This window comes from Bacillus sp. FSL K6-2971 (assembly GCF_038006405.1).
GTDB lineage: Bacteria > Bacillota > Bacilli > Bacillales > Bacillaceae > Bacillus > Bacillus pumilus.
Genome location: NZ_JBBOVD010000001.1, coordinates 666,349 through 687,064, shown reverse-complemented (window position 1 = coordinate 687,064; position 20,716 = coordinate 666,349). Strand labels below are relative to the sequence as shown.

Annotated in this window: 20 protein-coding genes; 6 read left to right on the top strand and 14 right to left on the bottom strand. The window is 39.6% G+C overall.

Translation table 11 applies throughout. The features are described from left to right. Positions 1-50: 50 nt before the first annotated feature. The 6 genes from MHI33_RS03530 to MHI33_RS03505 form a co-directional block, all read right to left on the bottom strand. Positions 51-1,103 carry a replication initiation factor domain-containing protein gene (locus MHI33_RS03530; RefSeq protein ID WP_216927578.1) on the bottom strand — a complete coding sequence of 351 codons (1,053 nt, stop codon included), beginning with the start codon at positions 1,101-1,103 and terminating at the stop codon, positions 51-53. 9 nt (positions 1,104-1,112) lie between these two features. Further along, positions 1,113-2,528, bottom strand: a complete 1,416-nt coding sequence (locus MHI33_RS03525; RefSeq protein ID WP_216927576.1) for an FtsK/SpoIIIE domain-containing protein — start codon at positions 2,526-2,528, stop codon at positions 1,113-1,115. Between the two features lie 15 nt (positions 2,529-2,543). Further along, positions 2,544-2,927: a DUF961 family protein gene (locus tag MHI33_RS03520; protein ID WP_216927574.1), complete on the bottom strand. Its 384-nt coding sequence runs from the start codon at positions 2,925-2,927 to the stop codon at positions 2,544-2,546. Positions 2,928-3,279: 352 nt separating this feature from the next. Then, the gene (locus MHI33_RS03515; RefSeq protein ID WP_065097530.1) at positions 3,280-3,564 is read right to left on the bottom strand and encodes a hypothetical protein; all 285 of its coding nucleotides are present in this window, start codon (positions 3,562-3,564) and stop codon (positions 3,280-3,282) included. A gap of 58 nt (positions 3,565-3,622) precedes the next feature. Continuing rightward, positions 3,623-3,865 (bottom strand): hypothetical protein, encoded by a 243-nt coding sequence (locus MHI33_RS03510; protein ID WP_106067397.1) that lies wholly within the window; start codon positions 3,863-3,865, stop codon positions 3,623-3,625. Continuing rightward, positions 3,852-4,052: an ICEBs1 excisionase gene (locus MHI33_RS03505; protein WP_106067396.1), complete on the bottom strand. Its 201-nt coding sequence runs from the start codon at positions 4,050-4,052 to the stop codon at positions 3,852-3,854. The genes MHI33_RS03510 and MHI33_RS03505 overlap by 14 nt, the downstream gene beginning before the upstream one ends. A 155-nt stretch (positions 4,053-4,207) precedes the next feature. On the opposite strand from MHI33_RS03505, the gene MHI33_RS03500 reads away from it, so the two are divergent. Next, positions 4,208-4,585 carry a helix-turn-helix domain-containing protein gene (locus MHI33_RS03500; RefSeq protein WP_041115327.1) on the top strand — a complete coding sequence of 126 codons (378 nt, stop codon included), beginning with the start codon at positions 4,208-4,210 and terminating at the stop codon, positions 4,583-4,585. Positions 4,586-4,591: 6 nt separating this feature from the next. Further along, on the top strand, positions 4,592-5,113 hold the full coding sequence (locus MHI33_RS03495; RefSeq protein ID WP_106067395.1) for an ImmA/IrrE family metallo-endopeptidase: 522 nt from the start codon (positions 4,592-4,594) through the stop codon (positions 5,111-5,113). Between the two features lie 126 nt (positions 5,114-5,239). Here the strand turns inward: MHI33_RS03495 and MHI33_RS03490 are convergent, their stop codons facing one another. From MHI33_RS03490 to MHI33_RS03465, 6 genes are all read right to left on the bottom strand, one after another. Beyond that, on the bottom strand, positions 5,240-6,400 hold the full coding sequence (locus MHI33_RS03490; protein WP_106067394.1) for a response regulator aspartate phosphatase: 1,161 nt from the start codon (positions 6,398-6,400) through the stop codon (positions 5,240-5,242). 369 nt (positions 6,401-6,769) lie between these two features. Continuing rightward, the gene (gene guaA, locus MHI33_RS03485; protein WP_012009093.1) at positions 6,770-8,311 is read right to left on the bottom strand and encodes a glutamine-hydrolyzing GMP synthase; all 1,542 of its coding nucleotides are present in this window, start codon (positions 8,309-8,311) and stop codon (positions 6,770-6,772) included. A 186-nt stretch (positions 8,312-8,497) separates the two neighbouring features. Further along, positions 8,498-10,699, bottom strand: coding sequence for a transglutaminase TgpA family protein (locus tag MHI33_RS03480; RefSeq protein ID WP_340909135.1), 2,202 nt, complete (start codon positions 10,697-10,699; stop codon positions 8,498-8,500). Between the two features lie 9 nt (positions 10,700-10,708). Continuing rightward, on the bottom strand, positions 10,709-11,794 hold the full coding sequence (locus MHI33_RS03475) for a DUF58 domain-containing protein (RefSeq protein WP_223252858.1): 1,086 nt from the start codon (positions 11,792-11,794) through the stop codon (positions 10,709-10,711). Positions 11,795-11,895: 101 nt separating this feature from the next. Continuing rightward, entirely contained in the window at positions 11,896-12,858 is a 963-nt protein-coding gene (locus MHI33_RS03470) for an AAA family ATPase (protein ID WP_003214081.1), read from the bottom strand. Between the two features lie 103 nt (positions 12,859-12,961). Beyond that, positions 12,962-13,861 carry a cation diffusion facilitator family transporter gene (locus MHI33_RS03465; RefSeq protein WP_044141457.1) on the bottom strand — a complete coding sequence of 300 codons (900 nt, stop codon included), beginning with the start codon at positions 13,859-13,861 and terminating at the stop codon, positions 12,962-12,964. Between the two features lie 481 nt (positions 13,862-14,342). Between MHI33_RS03465 and gabP the strand changes: the two genes are divergently transcribed. The 3 genes from gabP to MHI33_RS03450 all read left to right on the top strand — a co-directional run bounded on the left by gabP (position 14,343) and on the right by MHI33_RS03450 (position 18,021). After that, on the top strand, positions 14,343-15,731 hold the full coding sequence (gabP, locus tag MHI33_RS03460) for a GABA permease (RefSeq protein ID WP_065099126.1): 1,389 nt from the start codon (positions 14,343-14,345) through the stop codon (positions 15,729-15,731). Positions 15,732-15,828: 97 nt separating this feature from the next. Next, complete coding sequence (locus MHI33_RS03455) at positions 15,829-17,358, top strand: multicopper oxidase family protein (RefSeq protein ID WP_065099125.1); 1,530 nt, start codon at positions 15,829-15,831, stop codon at positions 17,356-17,358. A 288-nt stretch (positions 17,359-17,646) separates the two neighbouring features. Beyond that, positions 17,647-18,021 (top strand): carboxymuconolactone decarboxylase family protein, encoded by a 375-nt coding sequence (locus MHI33_RS03450; protein WP_065099124.1) that lies wholly within the window; start codon positions 17,647-17,649, stop codon positions 18,019-18,021. Between the two features lie 216 nt (positions 18,022-18,237). Here MHI33_RS03450 and MHI33_RS03445 read toward each other — a convergent pair whose 3' ends face one another. Together MHI33_RS03445 and MHI33_RS03440 are read right to left on the bottom strand one after the other, a co-directional pair. Beyond that, positions 18,238-19,287 carry a hypothetical protein gene (locus tag MHI33_RS03445; RefSeq protein WP_065099123.1) on the bottom strand — a complete coding sequence of 350 codons (1,050 nt, stop codon included), beginning with the start codon at positions 19,285-19,287 and terminating at the stop codon, positions 18,238-18,240. Positions 19,288-19,360: 73 nt separating this feature from the next. Continuing rightward, a complete protein-coding gene (locus MHI33_RS03440; RefSeq protein WP_044141453.1) occupies positions 19,361-19,729 on the bottom strand; it encodes a septal ring lytic transglycosylase RlpA family protein in 369 nt (122 codons plus the stop codon). A gap of 212 nt (positions 19,730-19,941) precedes the next feature. On the opposite strand from MHI33_RS03440, the gene MHI33_RS03435 reads away from it, so the two are divergent. After that, entirely contained in the window at positions 19,942-20,616 is a 675-nt protein-coding gene (locus tag MHI33_RS03435; RefSeq protein ID WP_065099122.1) for a hypothetical protein, read from the top strand. Positions 20,617-20,716 lie beyond the last annotated feature (100 nt).

Genomic DNA, 20,716 nt, shown 5'->3' with positions numbered 1-20,716 from the left:
CACAAGCCATATACGCATCACCTGTGTTTATTAGCAGCAAGCACCTAAAATTAAACCACCATTTCATGAATTGGCGTTAAGAATGTTTCTAACATTTTTTCATGTTTTTCTTGCAATTCCGCATTGATGATCATGTCTGATAAATCATTTTGCCCTAAGGCTCTATCAGCTTCAAGAATCATCTTCATCGTTGGCGCACAGCTATTTTTCAACCAATTACGGGACTTTTGATAAAAGTCAGTTTGCGGCTTTGTATACAACCTTAACTTCTTTACATCACCGATAAATTCTAACCAAAAAGGACTTGTTTCTCTCATCCTTTTTTCTTCTGGTCCGTCTTCTTCTACAAAGCGAACATAGTTGTTTATGATAGCCATTCCGATGCTGGTCAAATTTCTATCTTTAATTAGTTCACAAACAGCAGAATGAGCACGTTCATTTTTCAACCTTATTTCATACCTATTCCAATCTTCTATTTCATCATAAGGAATGTTATACTTTTCAGCTTGTTCAAAATTCTTTTCGTAAAAACAAAGATACGCATCTGATTTTTTAGAACCGAAATATAACGTTGTTCCCCCAAGTCGACCATCACCAATATCAAATGATCCATTATAATCAGATTTACGAAATCTCGAAACGCAGAGCCCATTTTGTGCTTTTTCCAGAAGAGAAGGTATAGTGAAATAGGTTCGCTTGTCATCAATCGCTATATCTAACCTTGTGAAGCTGCCTTTCTCATTTAGACAGTCTTGAAAGAAATCAAACCACGTTTTCTTTCTACATTCGAGAAAAGATTCAAATTGTCTACAACCCTTACCAGAAAATTCAATCAGTGTGCCCCTTTCATCATCTGGAGCACTGTACATGACTTTGATCATATCCATTTCCCACGTTCCAACATATCCGTAAAAGCCTTTCGGCTTCTCTGTCATAAAATCTTTGTGGATATGTAAAATATTTTGAATGATATGATCTACATCGTGAGTCTTAAAACTAACCCTTACATAGTCGACCATTGATGTTAAATTTTCTTCATCTTTTTCATCCTTGCGTACTACCCCCCTGTTAGCGTGGGGGGGTTTTACTTGCCCCTCGGTCATTCGCTTCGCTCACTCCTCCGTCGTCACTTGGGCGCTTTCGCTGCCGCTTGCGGCTGTCGCCGCCTGCGCGCCCTGCGTTCCTTCCTTAGCAAGTCGGATTTCTTCTAGGAAATCATAGCCACTAGGTATTAAAGGACTGTAAAATTCCATAATATTTCCCGATCCTGCATAGGCGTATCCTCTACCTTTAATATCCTTTTCAACGAATTTTTTATCAGTGTCACCAAACAACATACCGTAGCCTGTTTCACTCATTTTCCCCAACGAGACCCTAAAATTAAACTGATCTCGTATTCCGTCAGCAAAATACTTTGCATCTGGACGTTGCGCTCCTGCAACGAGAAAAAAGCCCATCTGTCTGCCGAGCATGATAATTTGCTTAATATCTTGCATTGCTGTTTCACGTTCCTTGAAATCGAGCATATCCATAAACGCCACGTACTCATCAAATATGATAAAAACAGGTTTATAGCCCAAATAGGCATAGTTCTCCCCTGTCCTATAATTCGGATGATTCTTCATCTCATCCATCCTATTCATCATATCTTCAACTGATTTACGCAGCGTCATCATGATGCCATTTTTTCGTGAAAATACTTTCCCCTTCAATATTCCTTCCAAGTCTGCCAAATCTGCATTCTTGGGATCTAGTATGCGTACATCCGATCCAAACGCAACAAAGGACTTTATCAAAGTGAGTATAAAATACGTTTTACCTCCACCTGTACCACCAGAGATCAGCATGTGCGGCAACTTATCAAATGTCCAATCAATATGCTTCATAAGCTTCATAGAGCCTTTATTTACAACAGCGTCATCAATGGATATACGATTTTTACCAGCATCATACAATAACTTATAATTGAAAAATCCATCCTCTAATTCCGTTTCAACCAAATCACAAAACAAGCCGTTCTCAAATTCTTTACCCAGTTCCATAAATCGAGACTGGAACCTGCTCATATCCATAGCAACCTTAATAATGATATGACCATCCTTAACCCTATAATAAAATCTAGGGAAATATGTGATTTTTTGAACCATTCTATCGGTTATACGGCTCTTCACGCTTTTACTATCATAAAATTTGTTCGACAAAATCATTCGTGCAATTTTTTGACGATGATAAATTTTCTTTAATTTTGAATACTTACGGAATATGTAGCGCCAACCAAATAAAATAGCTGCTGGAACTACAATTGACACAGTTAAACTTGTAATGATCAAAGGAATATTAAAGATGAAGTTTTGAAATGTATCCTCTAAACCCTTATCATATATAATCCAAAGATGATCTTTCCAAAAAAGAGTCATCAGCAACAAAAAAACAGGCACACTTATTAATGCACCTGTTTTCACCACGTTATTTTTATGTCTAGGACGAATCTTTGTCCCTTTATACTTCCATAGTTTAGAAATGGTCATCCACCCCTAACACTATTACTTTTTGTCATTCGTTGCTGGGGCTGCTGGTGTTACTTTTGTAGAATTAGTATTAGAGCCTTTGATTCGAATATCTTCGGCAAGAATAGTCCAAACGAGAGTACCAAACCGACCACCATTGTCCACCCTTGCTTCAATAATAGGGTTTACCAGTTCTACATCTTGCATAAAGTCATATTCCTTTAATTCAACATTAGAAGGTAAGACCACTTCAACGGGACCACCTTGGCAACTAGCAGCAAGATTATAAGTTCTGCTTTCTAACTCGTCAGTTCTTTTTTGATTGACTTGATCATAAACAAATTTTTCGCGTTTAAATCCTAAGAATTTGCAATCTCCAAAAGTTTCTTCTTTGTTTGGTACAATAAATTTCAATTCCATTATATGTTCTCCTTTGATTCGTGTTCATCACGTTTTTTATTAGTTTATTAAAAAATAAAATCGCTCCGACACTGTCATCATGGCGCTTATCAGTCGCTCACAACATATCCAGTCATGGCAACCTAGTAGACCATTTATGATCATCAAGCTGCTTACAGCTATTTCGCACGCTTCTTCTAGCCTGCTTCGGCATTATTAAACATGATTGCCGTTAATCGTCAAATACTCACGCATGACATTTCAAACAAGAAGCCTTATAATAAAAGTGTCTATGTTTTATCTAAGGCGTTCTTGATGAATATCAAGGCGCTTTTTTTGTCTGTATGTATTTTTCAAAGAACTTCATTCCTTTTTAAAGAGATACTCCACCCACATATGGGCCATTTAAAAGAATAACTTTTGGTTTAGCACCAAATATGACTGGTGATTCATCAACAAGAGGTGTCCTAAAATATTGCATTGGCTTCCCCTCTGAATCATAAAACGTTTGTCTAAACCATTGATCAAATTCCTCATATTCTTTGTGCAGCGACTCATCAATCTTTTTTTGAATTACTGCTGCTAGAGCAAATGTAATTGGTTCTTTTTCATTTTCAAACCTTTTTAAGGATTGATTGAAAAATTCTAAAAGGCTCAATTACTTCACAACCTCTCTTTTATCTCTCACGCTTTATAGTGGTGTAAACTCACACTATTCATTTAGCGAGAAGAGAAGAAATTTCTTGCATTCCGACATTATAATGTTTCTTTATTCTTCGAAATGACATCCCTTTTTGTAACAACTTTTCAATTACTTCTCGTGTCAATGGTTGTGATAAATAATGCTCTATGTACACTTTATTAAGTGCCATCTTCATTCTCGCTGTCCAATTACCCTCAAGCTGTTTTGCTAATGATACAGCCTTTTTCATTATGTCTTTTGTTTCAGACAGGCTCATCAATATTCTCCACCTCCTTTGTTGCATAGTAACAACTTTCAAAATAACTCTTGTTTACTTTCCCTTTCATTACTTTGAATCCATTGTCTTTTAATTGAGAATTTAATTCTCTAATCATCTTGTATGCTTTGTTTTGTGAAACATCCATTATCTTCATAATGTCATTCACATCTAAAAACTCTTTCATCTTAGCCTCCTTTGTTCAATTTTACTCCTTTTTGTTGTTAATTATATTTTATTACTCCTTTTAGAAGAAGTCAATGTTTTTTTATCGAAAAGAGGTTAAAATTCTAATATATACAACTTTTCGTTGTAAACTTTATTTTACAGAGGAATGATATTATGTCATTAGCAGAAAGGTTAAAGAAGGCAAGAATAAATGCAGGTTTTAAAACTCAAAAAGATGCTGCACAAAAATTAAACATTAGACAACAGGTCTTATCCAATTACGAAAACGGAAGAAATAGCCCCGACACTGAAATGCTGAGGGAATTAGCCGATCTATATAATGTGTCAACAGATTATCTATTAGAATCTAAACGAAAGCCTTCAAAAGTAGAAGAAACAATAAATGATGCATTAGCAGAATTAGAAAAAGAAGATACATTATTATTAATGAAAAACGCAGACATTGATGAAGAAACAGCAAAATTAATCAAACAAGCTCTTATTAACGGCATTCGTTATGTTGATGAAATGACCAAAAAAAAGAAAGAGTGAAAAGGGTTGTATACAGATAAAAGGATTAAACATATTGCACAACATGTTATTAATGATCATCAATCAAACGATCCGGAAGTTCTATCACAAAAGTTAGACATAATAATACTTCCTTCTAATTTAGGAAGTAAAATTAACGGGTTTTTACAATATCATGAGGGTGCAAATAAGTACCTCATTCACCTCAACAACAACTTAGAATTGCATGATCAACAAGCAACACTTGCCCACGAACTAGGACATTTCTTCTTACACAAGGAATTTAATACTTTCAAGATAAAGAAAACTTCAATTGTTCTTGAAAGTAAATTGGAATCCCAAGCAAACACCTTCGCAGCAGAACTATTGCTACCAGATAGCCTATTAAAAGAGTCTAGCCTTTATATAAGAAATTTTTCTGCCGAAACAATTGCAGCACGTTATAATGTTCCATTAGCAATAGCCAAGATCAAATATAAACAAAATCAAAAACTCTCCATTTATAATAGAAGAGAAAGCTTCCATGAAAACCACATTGTAATAATCTAATAAAAAAATCTCGTGCTACTGTTCCATTAAAGAACTAACACGAGATTTTTTTATTAAGCTACTATTCTTTCAGCAACATCATGTTTAGATTGTTGTACATCACTAACATAAGCAAATGTTAAAAAACTAATGACCAGTGTAGACATAATCAATAACATCTTTTTCTTTTTCATTATTTTTTCTCACTTCCTTCCTAATATGGTATCTTGACTCGATATTCATTTTATAATAAAAAGTGGATAATTCAAAATCACCATTCTTTTCATAATATTGACCCACATCATTTGAAAGGTATTCAATATCAGCGTATAGCCTTTTCTTCGTTAAATACTCAAAGCACTCATCAATCAGATTTTCATCACCTTCAAAGTACAAAACAGTCAGAACCTTGAACTTCTGTTGATATTCTTCATCATTCATAATTTCAGAGTATTTGGTGCCCTTAAAATAAAAATATTTCGCCTGTTCTAAATTTCCAATTTTACAATGAATCCTTGTCAGCATAAATAAAATTTTTGTCAAATATATTCTTTTATAATTTTCTAATATATCCAAGGCTTTATCTAAATGAAAAGTAGCATTATCATAATCCTCCAGCTCATCATAACATACACCAATATTTATGTGAGCCATCCCTTTTATTAGAAAATCTGATTTCTTTTCAGCCGTATCTAATACTCGAAGAAATATCTCTAAAGCTTCATCATACCTTAAATCATCAATTAAATTACCACCAACAATGAAACGGCATCTAAGAGAATGTTCAAGGTATTCTTCATTCTTATCATAAATTTTAAGAGCTCTTTCAGCATAATTTAAACTAAAATAAGTTTGCTTTTTTGCATAATAAACATGCGCCATTTTGTAATAAAAATCCGCTTTTTCTATTATGTCATCAACTTCATCAAGTTTGCTTTCAGCTTTCCTATAAGCACTAATAGCTGTGCTCAATTCATTTCTGCGGAACTCATACATCCCCATGAAGAAATAAAAATAAAATTCCAACATTCCAGTTAGATTTTCATGTCTCTCAACTTTTCTAAGAGACAAGTAATCATCGTCTAGCATTTTGATGTCATGAACATTAATTTCATTAATCATCATGTAGTGTCTAAATTCAAGTAATTGATAATATAGGAACACGTCTGGGTTTTCTTCCATATTATCTAGTTCCTCAACGACTTCTTCTTTTATAGATTCAGCCTGTTCTATTCGGTTATTTTTTATTGCTGTATACCAGTAATTGAGTTTAGTGGCAACTAAATCATAGGGTATTATTTTTTCCATTGCCTTTCTCCCCTTTTAAATCCTGCTAATTTCAAATATTTACACTATTATTTCAAATCCCTCTTTTTTCTTAAAGGTGAATACGACACAATCCAATAAAAATAACATAAACAAAAATATAACTAATTAACCATAATGTAACAAGTATATTTACCTATTGTAAATTTTTCAAGTGTTAAATAATTTGATTTTTTATTAAATAAAGATGTGCACAAAAAAAGCCAAGTCCTCATAAAAGGAATTGGCTTTTCTCTCCCCCTTGGTGGGGTTTTTGGTGGGGAACCATATCATTTTATAGTGTTTTTCGTCATTTCAAAACAACTCAAAACCTTATAAATCAACATTAACACACCAAATCAATTATATGTTTCATTCCCATTCAATCGTAGCAGGCGGCTTACTCGTAATATCATACACCACGCGGTTCACATGCTTCACTTCATTCACGATACGAGTTGAGATCTTTTCAAGTACATCCCAAGGGATTCTTGCCCAGTCACTCGTCATCCCATCAATCGAAGTAACAGCACGGATGCCGATTGTGTAGTCGTATGTTCTTGCGTCACCCATAACACCTACGCTGCGGATGTCTGGGAGAACCGTGAAGTATTGCCAGATGTCGCGCTCAAGGCCGAAGTTGGCAATTTCTTCGCGTAGAATCGCATCCGATTCACGGACGATTTCTAGTTTTTCTTCAGAAATTTCACCTAGTACACGGATACCTAGTCCTGGACCTGGGAAAGGCTGTCTCCAGACGATGTCGTCAGGAATGCCTAGCTCTGAACCTAGGGCACGGACTTCATCTTTGAATAGCGTATTCAAAGGCTCAATCAATTCGAACTGCATGTCTTCTGGAAGACCGCCTACGTTGTGGTGAGATTTGATTGTTTGTGCCGTTGCTGTTCCGCTCTCAATGATATCTGTGTAAAGTGTTCCTTGTGCTAAGTAGTCGATTCCTTTTAGCTTGTCCGATTCATCATCGAATACATAGATGAATTCGTTACCGATGATTTTACGTTTTTGCTCAGGATCAGACACACCTTTTAGCTTGTTTAAGAAACGATCTTTCGCATCTACTTTAATCACGTTCATGTTGAAACCTTCGCTAAATGTCTTCATAACCCCTTCTGCTTCGCCTTTGCGAAGAAGACCGTGGTCAACGAAAATACATGTCAGCTGATCGCCGATGGCTTTGTGGATCAATACCGCCACAACAGATGAATCTACACCGCCGCTTAGTGCGCACAATACTTGTTTGTCGCCTACTGTTTCACGGATTTTCTGCATTTCGATTTCAATGAAGTTCTCCATTGACCATTTGCCATCGCAGTCACACACGCCGAAGACAAAGTTTTTCAATAGGTCATTTCCGTACTCAGAGTGACGAACCTCTGGGTGGAACTGAACACCATAGAAATTCTTCTCAGCTAAGCTCATCGCTGAGTTTGGACAATGTGCACTTGTTGCATCAACTGTAAAGCCTTCTGGTACTTCAACAACGAGGTCACCATGGCTCATCCATACGACTTGATCAGTCGGAAGGTCTTTAAATAAAGCAGGGGTTCCATTAATGTGGATATCTGCTTTTCCATATTCACGCTGGCTTGCCGCTTCTACTTTCCCGCCTAAATAGTGAGTCATGAGCTGCATGCCGTAGCAAATGCCTAGAACCGGAATATCTAGATCAAAAATCTTTTCATCACAGCGGAAAGATCCTTCATCATAAACACTGTTTGGTCCGCCAGAAAGGATGATTCCTTTAGGCGCCATTTCTTTAATTTCTTCAGCAGTTAAAGTGTGCGGATGAAGCTCACTGTACACACCAAATTCACGAATACGGCGTGTGATCAGCTGATTGTACTGACTGCCGAAATCTAGAACCAAAATCATTTCATTGACTAAATTTGTCATGGTGTCACCTCTATGTCCAATATAGTTTTTTATAAACGCACAGAAAAAATGAGAGGAGAAAACCTGCTCTCAGTGTGAATCACGCTTTTGAAGCGCCCAGACTCACATCCGAACGCTTCAATTTCATGTATTTTAGAAGGTTTTAATATTCACCTATTCTAACAACAGGAAGGTACGCGGTCAAGACTATCTCCTGTTTATTAAATTTTCCCATAACTTTGCCGATTGCCGCCAAAGCACCGTCGCATCCTCTCGTCGATAGAGTGCCCGCTCATAGAGCTGCGTCAGATCTGACATGCGATGATCTCCTTCGTTGTCATCGATCAAAGAAGCAAATTCTCTTAGCGTCATGCCAGGTTTTTTCTCAATTCCCCTGCGCTTCAGCTGCTTTAATAGAGCAGCATACGCATAGAAGAATGCTTCCTCCTCTGGCAGACGTTTCACCTTTCTCACAATAAAGAATGGTAGCCATCTTGCTCTGAATCGATAAAGAAGCCAGCTTATCAATCCTAGAAGGACCATAGCTCCTATCGCGAAACCCAAGATTGAACCAACATGCACCATATTAGGCTTCGCTTGCGCTGTTTGTTTCTTTGGTTCTGCCGGCTGCTCTGTCTCCTGCTGTGGCTGTTCTGCCTGCTGATCTTCGCTTGCATCAGAGCTAGACTGATCTTCTTCCTTTTGATCATCATCTGTCTGATCGCTAGAAACAGCTTCATTCGTAAATGTTTCTGGGTTCGTAAATCCTTTTGTCGGTTCGAAGGTCACCCAGCCTCTGTTTGGAAAATACACCTCTACCCATGAATGCGCATTGTTATTGGTTACTTCATACACATTGTTTCCATCCATCTGTGTTTCATATAATTGACCTGACGTGTACCCTTTCACCCATCTCGCCGGAATCCCGATCGAACGGAGCATCACAATCATAGAGGATGAAAAATTATCACAGTAACCGATCATCGTATCAAACAAAAATTGATCCACATAATCTTCATTACGACTAGGCACAGCGACATTTTGCGTTTCATATGAAAACTTCGCTGACCCTAAGTAATCCTCAATCGCTTTAGCCTTATCGTACATATTATCCTTCGTTTCCGTTAAGCTGTTTGCCAATGTTTTCACTCGCTCTGGCAATGAGGAAGGAAGCTGCAAGTAATCACGGCCAACCTCCTGATTGACCTGCTTCTTTGTCGGTACTTTGATTCTCTGCAAATCCTCAAGGATAAATGTAGGAGACAAGAAGGTGACTTGGTAGTTCCCTAAATTTTTCGGCGGATTTTGAATGGATGGGACAATTTTCTCCGTTTTCCCCATCATTTGCAACGGGATGTTTTCCATTGGCATCAGCATGATCGTCCCAATCGGATAGACGGCATGATTAAATCGATAGTTTGATTCCAGATCGACTCTCGTTTCGTGCACCTCTGTTTTTACACGCTCGGTAAACCAACGATTCCGCACACTGTTCTCTTTTAGCCGCGTAGGCTTCGTATCATTTGAGGCATCCTCCCAGCCCTTTCCGGTATAGATACTTTTTGTTTCAACACGAAAGTAAGACGGCTCCTTTCCGCTCCATTTAAAGACCGGTGTGCGGTCCTCACTAAACGGTCCGCCAAGCGACGAATCATCTGTACTATATCCCACCTTATTCTGTCCGGCAGAGCCATCTTGATTCGTCACCGCCTTAAAAAATGGGACAGGATCAGGCCATTTCGGATCAGACTTTGGTAAAGAAGCGCCGAGTGTCGCTGACAGAAGAACGAGCGCCAGCATGGGCAAAAACCACTTTAGGCGCGCCTTCTGCGACACCCGAATACCTTCAGCCGAACGCAGTCGGTCGAAATACAGCAACCCAAGCAAACAAAAACCAAACACCATAATGCGAACGATCGCAAAGGTTGCATCATATGGCGTAAACGTATCCAGAATGGTGACATACACAATCGTCATGAGTAAAAAGAAAAAGATACGCTGCTGATAGACCACCCAATAATGAAGCAAGTAGACAAGCAGCCATAGCAAAATATAAAACAATAATGTGCGGAAGGAGGGGTACATGTCACTCCACATGCCTGTGCTCATGAAGGTGATATTATCTTTGATATCAGCAAATAAAGCAGCCGGATAGCTTGGCTCTGCTTGATAAAAGATCAAATATAAGGCGAGCAAAATCAAGCCAGTACAAATAGGAAATGTCACATACCACTTCAAACGAAAGAATGTAAACAAACATGTAAGCCCTATAAAAATGATGAAATAAGACGTATGACTCGTCTCTGTAAAATCTTGAAGCGGTCGAAGCCACTCCCAAAGCAGCAGAAATGCTACAGCATAATAGATGAACAACTCAAAACGGCTTTGCCGCTGATGCGTATGCAGCATAAATGTTTGTCACCTCACAGTTCTTTCGTGTAGCCGGTCTTCAAATAAAACGGTCGTGCGTATTCCAGATGCCTTGAGCCGGTCTACAAGCTGTTTTTCTTTTGTCGTGAATCGATCCACTGCTCTCTTCACTAAAAGAACAATGATGTTCTTTCTGTTTCGATTCCCAAAGAGACTCGCAGCAAGCTCCTCATGAAGCTGACCCGTGACGACATATTTTCCAGAATGCTGATACTCACTCGCTGCTAACGCCTTATATTCTTGTACGCGAGAAGGTTGATGCTGCACTCTTGTTAAATAATAAAGCATGTCCTGTAAATGAAGTTCTCCTTGATCCACTCGAAAGGCATGCGGATCTCCTAGAGGTACAAGACCTGACGGTAACCCTTTTTTCACTGCCGATTGTAGAACAGACGCTGCAATAGACACGACGGTCTCAAATACCGCTTCGTCGGTAAAATCAGCAAACACGACAAGATCCTTTGTTTGATTCTGTTCAAATTCCTTCGTCATCAGCTGACCCCTTCTAGCCGTCGTCTTCCAGTCCACCCAAGCAAAACGGTCGCCTTGCTGATATTCCCTTACGCCTGTTGTCACATGGGTCGGTTCATTTAACCACGAGTGAACCGCTTTGCCTCCATTTTCATTCAATGACTCAGCAGACTCCACCTGAAGATCGAGGATTTTCGGATAAACAAGCAGCTTTTTTTCTAACGGAATGATGACTTCTTTCTCCACAAAACCAAACATATCACCCGTTTTGATTCGAACTGCTGACAAATGATGTTCCCCGCGCATGACATCATTCAATTGATAGGAAAAACGCCACGTTTTCCGAAACCAAGGAAACAGCATTTGCTTCATCTCAATTTGTTCCTTTAAATGAAAGGTATCTGGTGGATCATCCTCAATCAAGACGTAAACGTATGGAAATGGATTTGTCCGCTTGATTTCAAGGTCAACGGACAGTACGTCTCCCGCCTTCAAGCGGGTTTGCTGTAAAGTCCTTTTCGCTGTCACTCTCAACGGAACGAGCGCAAACAGCAAAGCATACAAAGTATATGGTAAAAATGCATAAAAAAGGAACCAGCTCACAAACCCTCCCTGAAACATGGCATAACAAAAGACTGCCGCAGTGAGGATGATGAGCATCATCACCCGTAACCATAATGAAAAAGCGAAACGATGACCTAATTTCATTGAGTCATCGACTTTTGAACTGGCACGCCAATTTGCTCAAGCATTTGTCGCAGCAGTGTCTCCGCCTTCTTCCCTTCGTACGTCGCTTCTGAAGTCAAAATCATTCGATGCGGCAATGTATAAGACGCCAAATACTGTACATCATCAGGAATCACATAATCGCGCCGATTCAACAGTGCATACGCCTGAGCCGCTTTCATGAGGGCGATCGATCCCCTTGGACTCACACCTAGATAAACAGATGGATGCTGCCGCGTCGCTTGTGCAATTTCCACAATATATTCTTTAATGGATGCATCCACATGAATGGTCTGAACCGCTTGCTGCAACGCATGGATATGATCCTTGGTCATGACTGCTTGGAGCGTATCAATCGGGGACTGCTTTTCCTGCAAGTTGAGCACCTCCAGCTCCTCCAGCATGGTCGGATACCCCATTTGCAGCTTGAATAAAAACCGGTCCATTTGTGCTTCTGGCAGCGGATAAGTCCCTTCATATTCCACTGGATTCTGCGTAGCCATGACGAAAAAAGGATCAGCAAGCAGCATTGTTTCTCCGTCCACTGTAACACTGCCTTCCTCCATCGCTTCGAGCAATGCAGACTGTGTTTTGGGAGAGGTCCGGTTGATCTCATCAGCCAAAATAATCTGCCCCATAATGGGTCCTTGCCTAAATTCAAATTCATTTGTCTTTTTATTATAAATCGACACACCTGTCACATCTGAAGGCAAAAGGTCAGGAGTAAATTGGATTCTCTTAAACTCACAGCCAATGGATTTTGCCAAAGCACGAACCATCATCGTCTTCCCAACGCCAGGCACATCCTCTAGTAGCACATGCCCCTTCGCCAAAATCGCAACAAGGCTTAATATCGCAATGTCTTTCTTCCCAACCATGACTTTATTGATGTTATCTACGATTTTTTGTAAATCTGAATGCATCGGTTCATCAAATGCCATCCTGATCCTCCTATCACGTTTCCGTTAAATTTCATATAGTCTAACTTTACCATACAACGCGCAATAGCATAAAACATCAACACGTAGAAAAAAAGAAGCCTTCTCACGATGGAAAAGACTTCTTCTCTTCTTTTGGCTCACCTGCTGGCTCCATATGAACATGAGAGTGTAAAATATCATGTTCCTTCTTCATTCTACGTTCGATCTCATCTGCAATATCATGGCTTTCTGCAATGTTCAAGTGCGGCTCGACCTCCACTACTACATCCACATGGACCGTACTTCCGAGATACCGTGCCTTAATATCTTTCAAATCGCCCACCCCAGGTGTTGCTTCAATGGTCTCTTTATATTTGGACATATCTTTTATATGAAAACCGTCCGTTAACGAATGAGAAGCATCTCTGAAAATCTCCCACGCCGTTTTACAAATAATGAGGCCAATCACAAACGCTGCAAGCGTATCAATCCATGCCAGTTGAAATTGAGAGGCGATAATCCCTACAAATGTTCCGATACTCACATACGCATCTGATTTATTATCAGCAGCTGCTGCATGAAGAGCTTGGCTATTGATCCGTTTGGACAGATTGCGGTTGTAAATATACACACCATACATCACCACAGCACTTCCTGCTGCCGTCCAAGCTGCGATCATATCAGGCGTTTGATGCTCAGATGAGAAGAGCGACTGGCCTGCACTCAGCAGAACCTGAAGTCCAACAAGCATCATAATAAAGGACGCCACAAGAGACGCAATATTCTCTGCTCTAAAATGACCGTATGGATGATCTTCATCAGGCGGCTTTTGAGAAATACGCAACCCAATCAACACTGCAAGGGATGCAATAATATCCGTCGTATTATTCAATCCATCTGCCGAAAGAGCCTCTGAATGAAACGTATACCCAATTAGAAGTTTCACCGCAGATAAGATCACATAGGCAATGATGCTGACCCAAGCACCTGTTTCACCTTGTCTTAATTCGTTATAGCGCTCCATGTCGAACCGCGCCTCCTCACACATCACTTTTCTATTATTTATCTTACAAAGCAAAGCCCGTGTGGGTCTACAGCAACATGATTCGCTTGTGTCAGCAAAATAGGATACATAGAAATGTGTTGACCTAAGTAAACTTATTTTTATAAGGTCAATTGACCTCAAGACCTACTCCCACCAACCTTTTTCCAATTCACTCTGTGATGATCGTATTGGCAATATCACTCTTTCTGGTAAATTATCAGAATAATTTTATTTTGAGACACAACTTCTCCCATCCGATCTTATGCTATTTTTAAGAATGAACAGAGGAAAAAGAGGGAACATAATCTCTCAAATCCTTTATACTTTTTAACATCATGTTAAGAGGTTTGAAATGTCAGTTTGATAACCTGTCCAATGCTGAATGACAATTCAGTATGATAAAATTTAAAATATTCTAAAAACAAATTCTCTATGAAGAGAAATGTTTGGAGGTAAAGACATGTCCAACATGACAAACGGTCTTCAAAAAAATCTTAAAACAAGACATATTTCAATGATCTCCATTGCTGGGGTTATTGGCGCAGGGCTATTTGTTGGTAGCGGCGCTGTCATTCATTCTGCAGGACCTGGATCCATTCTTTCCTATTCTTTTGCCGGACTTCTCGTGATCTTTATTATGAGAATGCTTGGAGAAATGGCATGCGCCTATCCGACAAGCGGTTCCTTCTCACAGTATGCGAGCGATGCCATCGGTCCATGGGCCGGTTTTACAATTGGCTGGCTTTATTGGTTCTTCTGGGTGATTGTCATCGCCATCGAAGCCATTGCTGGTGCTGCCATTATTCAGTATTGGTATGGAGATGCACCTGTTTGGCTCACAAGTCTTATCCTCACTATCCTCTTAACATTAACAAATATCTTTTCTGTTAAATCTTTTGGCGAATTTGAATATTGGTTCTCATTAATAAAAGTCGTCAGCATTATTCTCTTTCTACTCATCGGTTTTGCATTTATCTTTGGTTTTGGTGGTCATCATACTGTAGGTCTTGCCAATTTAACGGGGAACGGCGGTTTCCTTCCAAATGGATTCAGCTCTGTTTTACTCGGAATTGTCGTCGTCATCTTTTCCTTCATGGGAACCGAGATTGTGGCAATAGCTGCCGGAGAATCAGCAGACCCGGTCAAGTCTGTGACAACAGCTACACGTTCTGTTGTATGGCGTATTATCATATTCTACGTCGGTTCCATCGCTGTCGTTGTGACCTTGCTTCCATGGAATTCAGCGAATATTTTAACAAGCCCGTTCGTTGCGGTATTAGAATACATCGGCGTTCCATCAGCTGCTCAAGTGATGAACGTCATTGTTTTAACAGCCGTTCTATCTTGCTTAAACTCCGGATTGTACACAACGTCCAGAATGCTTTATTCATTGGCTGAAAGAGGTGAAGCACCGAAACGCTTTATGAAAATCAGCAAACGTGGTGTTCCTGTAGCGGCTACAGTCGCAGGCACCTTCTTTTCCTACATTGCCGTCATGATGAACTACTTTTATCCTGAAACCATCTTTTTGTTCTTAGTCAACGCATCCGGCGCCATTGCCCTTCTTGTCTATTTGGTCATTGCTGTTTCACAATTAAGAATGCGCCGTAAAATCGAAAAAGAAAATCCAGAACAGCTCAAAATCAAAATGTGGCTGTTCCCATATCTCACGTACTTTACCATTTTGATCATTTGCGCCATCTTGGTATCGATGCTGTTTATCGAATCAATGAGACCGCAGCTCATTTTGACGAGTATCATTACCTTCGGTGTGCTTGCCGCTTATTTCATCTTTAAACCGAATAAAAAAGTGCCTGCAAATGCAGCGCTTGAAAATAAACATCCGTAAAGTTCCCGCTGAAAAGCGGGTTTTTTATTTTATTCACCTATTTTGATGTCCGCACTTATACTGTATCAAATTGGATTTTAAGTGAGGATTAGATAACATGAACCTAGAAAAATTTGTTGACGAGCTGCCAATTCCAGAAATTGCGGAGCCCGTCAAAAAGAACCCAAAACAAACGTATTATGAAATCGCTATGGAGGAGGTATTTCTAAAAGTTCATAGAGACCTGCCCCCAACCAAGCTATGGACCTATAATGGCAGTTTGCCTGGTCCAACCATTCATGCGAATCGAAATGAAAAAGTCAAAGTGAAATGGATGAACAAATTGCCACTTAAGCATTTTCTACCGGTCGATCACACCATTCACGAAGGCCATCATGATGAACCAGAAGTCAAAACCGTCGTTCATTTACATGGCGGCGTCACACCAGCAAGCAGTGACGGCTATCCAGAGGCTTGGTTTTCACGAGACTTTGAAGCAACCGGCCCCTTCTTTGAACGAGAGGTGTACGAATACCCAAATCATCAGCAAGCCTGCACATTGTGGTATCACGATCATGCGATGGCATTGACACGATTAAATGTGTACGCCGGATTAGCTGGATTTTATTTGATTTCAGATGCGTTTGAAAAATCACTAGAATTACCGAAGGGTGAGTATGATATTCCGCTAATGATCATGGACCGTACGTTTCAGGAGGATGGCGCACTGTTTTATCCAAGCAGACCAAACAACACGCCAGAAGACAGTGACATACCAGATCCGTCCATCGTGCCCTTCTTTTGCGGAGAAACCATTTTGGTCAATGGAAAAGTATGGCCGTATTTAGAAGTAGAGCCGCGAAAATACCGTTTTCGTATTTTAAATGCGTCCAATACAAGAACTTACGAGCTGCATCTAGACAACGATGCGACGATTTTGCAAATTGGATCTGATGGCGGCTTTTTGCCAAGACCTGTTCACCATCAATCCTTTAGCATTGCTCCTGCTGAGCGATTTGATGTCATCATCGATTTTTCAGCTTACGAAAACAAAACGATCATCCTAAAAAATAAAGCTGGCTGCGGACAGGAAGTGAATCCTGAAACAGATGCCAACATCATGCAATTTAAAGTCACACGGCCGCTAAAAGGTAGAGCACCTAAAACATTACGGCCTATCTTCAAACCGCTCCCACCACTTCGACCTAGTCGAGCTGATAAAGAGCGTACGCTCACTCTTACCGGTACACAGGATAAATACGGTCGCCCCATTTTATTGCTCGATAACCATTTTTGGAATGACCCTGTCACGGAAAATCCTCGGCTTGGCAGTGTAGAGGTTTGGTCCATCGTCAATCCAACAAGGGTCACACATCCTATTCATTTACACCTTGTTCAATTCAGAGTGATAGACAGAAGACCATTTGATACAGAGGTCTATCAATCGACAGGGGACATTGTGTATACAGGACCAAACGAAGCACCTCCTTTACATGAACAAGGCTACAAGGACACCATTCAAGCGCATGCCGGTGAAGTCATTCGGATCATCGCTCGCTTTGTTCCATACAGCGGCAGGTATGTGTGGCATTGTCATATATTAGAGCACGAGGATTATGACATGATGCGGCCGATGGATATTATTTAGTAACATGAAACCGATCTCCCGTCACATGCGTAAACACATGTATTGAGTACATCATTGGGAAGGGCTAACAGACAGCGATATATTAGCCCTTTCCTTCCTTTTCATTGAATCATTCTAAAATAAAACAATGCATGACTTGAAATGACATTTATTTGTACATTCAACACTTAAAAATTTGGAGCAGCAAACCGATAATACTACTATATACCCATTGCATCTATCAAAAGGCACATAAGCCACAATGAACGAACAAATGGAAAATTGCGATAAAAAACGGAGGAGTTCAATTTGAATGAAGAAAAAGAGACTTGCCAGATCACACAAGAAACAGCGGCAGGTAACATAGAGAAGCTTTCAATTCAGGAAAACGAGAGCATTCTGTCAAATATTGAACAGCTAACAATTGAACTCGGTGAACAAAAAGAATTCAACCACTTCATTTTAGATGAAAAACAAAAGGCCATTAGCACATTATCTGCCCTCATCACAAAAGGCGATAATGATGAAGAATTAAAGACTCATTTTGAACAAGCATTACATATCGGACTTTCTGTCATAGAGATCATGGAGATTATTAAGCACTGTACAAAAGTTGCTGGATTCCCTCACTCCATTAATGCCCTGTTTATCTTTCAAAACTTATTAGACAATAACACCAAATAAATCAGAGAAAACGAGAAGCATCTGTCCTCTCGTTTTTTTATGTCCACTCATATTACTCTCTTTCTTTTCCTCTGTCACTTAAGCAAAATATGAAAATACCGCACGTTTCCCACCTTAAAAACTGATTCCCCTTACATAAATTCCTTAATTTCTGCAACATGTCAAACGGCAAAATAAAAAAACGTCCAGTTATATAAAAATAACTGAACGTACCCTTTATCGATTGACAGTGAAATTGTTAACAATCCCGCCATCCTTCTCCCAAACGGCTTCCACTGTTTTCTTCTTGATATTGTATTCAAATATCGTTCTTACCTTTGCTTTTCGTCCGGTGTCATCCTTTAATTCCTTTGCGTTTTTAGCAACACCTAAGAAATAAACAGAAGACCCATCCGTAGAAAATTGCGGCTGTGCGGCACTTAAAATATGCACATCCTTACTGTTCTTAACGAGTGTCGCCTGTTTTCCTGTTTCTACATCAAGCATTTTAATAGAGGCTACTTCTTTTTCGTTTCGCACCTTCACTTCTGTATAAATCAATGTCTTATGATCTGGTGAAAATGAAATATCATTAATCGTTTGCGAGATACGTGCAATTCGCTTCCCCTTCGTGCCTGTTTGAACGGTGATCTTCATGGTCGTTGGTTCAGGGTCTCTTCCCTTTTCATTCGCTTCATCGGTTTTCTTGTAATCTTCTTTTAAGGAATAATGCTGGATTGCCAGAAGGTTTGACGCCGGATCATATGCAAAAGAACTTACCGTGTCATCCTTACTTTTCTCTGGATACAATACCTTCACTTTGTGTGTATTTACATCAAACATAGCGACATAAAATTGTTCCCCAGAATCCTTATTATACCTAAGATATAACTGTTCCCCGTCTCCAGACAGCCTCATACTGTCGATGGAATCTTCACTCGTAAATAGCGTTTTTTCTTCATCCGTTTTTACATTCAGTTCTCGAATACTCACTTTTTGCGTGTCTTCATCCGTATACGTGTAATATAAAAGCTGTTTCGTAGAATCATAAGCAATCGAAGGATAGGCTGTCAGTTTCTCCGTATGAAGCGCCCGGTCATGCAAGTAATACGTATTGTTTAACTGTTGATCTGTAAATGAAACGAGTAATTCGTCTTTTGCATCCTGATTTGTTTTCACTTTTACCGCATGCTTCGGCTCTTGCCCCGGCTTCATCATAAAGAAAATGATGGCCGCAATCACTGCGACTCCGATGGCCGTGATGATCCACCATGTTGATTTTTTCATTGCCTTTCAGACCCTCTCTACAAGAAAAGAAGCCAGAAAATGAACTTTTCCCGCTTCTTTGCATGCCTATGTATTAATAAGTGTAATGTCCTTTTACGACACCTTTACTTGTTTTAAACCCTAGTGCTTTGAATGCTTTTGGGCTGACGTCTAATACAGCGTTTGGCATTCTACCTACATCATATTTATATACTGTAATCACTTTATGTGGTTTCGCTTTTGTTGTCACTCTTAGTTTTGTACCTTTTTTTGGTACGTCAAATCCCATTTTAGTTGCTGCATCCCAATGACCGAGTTTTTTTCCATCTGCGCCTTTTTTACCGACACCATTATACCAAGTAATATTGCCGCTTACTTTTTTTGCACTTGCTCCATGTGAGAAACTAAACGCCAAAAATAAACTAGCTACTGTTACGATTGTCGCGATAAGCTTTTTATTCATTAAAAAATCCTCCGTATTTGGTTTCTGCACTTATTATACATGAAGATGCCCCCAATTATTTTACAGTCACATTACAATTCGAATACAAGTTGACCACTTTTTTATGACCGATTTTGTTCACAAAAAATACCAAAATCAGCCAGAACAATGTAAGTAGCCCCTCTCTTTCATTGTATATAATAAAAGTGAATCCAATATAAGGAGGAATTTTTATGAAAAAGTGGTTCATTGTTTTGAGTGTGAGTTTGGCCTTCGTTTTGATGCTTTCAAGTCTACCTGCCTCAGCAGCTGGTCCCCGTCACGGTGCGATTGTGACACAAACGGATGAGGCCAAATGGTCAGGTATCTCTGCTGATATTGTGCTTCCGAAAACAGCGACGATTAAAAATGGATATGCTGACTGGTATCTCGGTCTTGGTTCTGCCGTTATAGAGAGCGGTATTTCAAAAACGTCTTCTGGCTATAAGGTCTTTCTTGGCAGTGGCTCACAAGGCGGCAGTCAATACTGGAACAGTGAATACGATACGAACATTAAGGATGGCGCACGTGTCAACTTAAAGCTCATCAACAATGGTGATGGCACGGTGTCACTATATGTCAATGGGAAATTGCGTTACAAACAGCCTGTTTTCAACCCTAGCCGTCTGAAAAACTTTGATGTTGTCAAAATGGTACACGGTGTTCAGGATAATGGAGCAAACAGCTACACACAAGCAAGCTTCTCGAATGTACAGCTTCGTGCAGATACATCAGGAAGCGTCTATAAAAAATGGGATGGGTCCATCAAATCATCGCTTTTACGTAAAAATTTAGAATCAGGTGCTGCGGCTCCTAAATTCACCGTCATTTCTTCTGTTCCATTAAGTACAAGCCTTTCAGCACAATAAGAAAAAAGCGCCCTTTTTGGGTGCTTCAGATTGTTGACAAAGGGCTAAAATGATCTTTATTTTAGCCCTTTGTCTTCTTTTCAGCGTGATAGAAAACCTT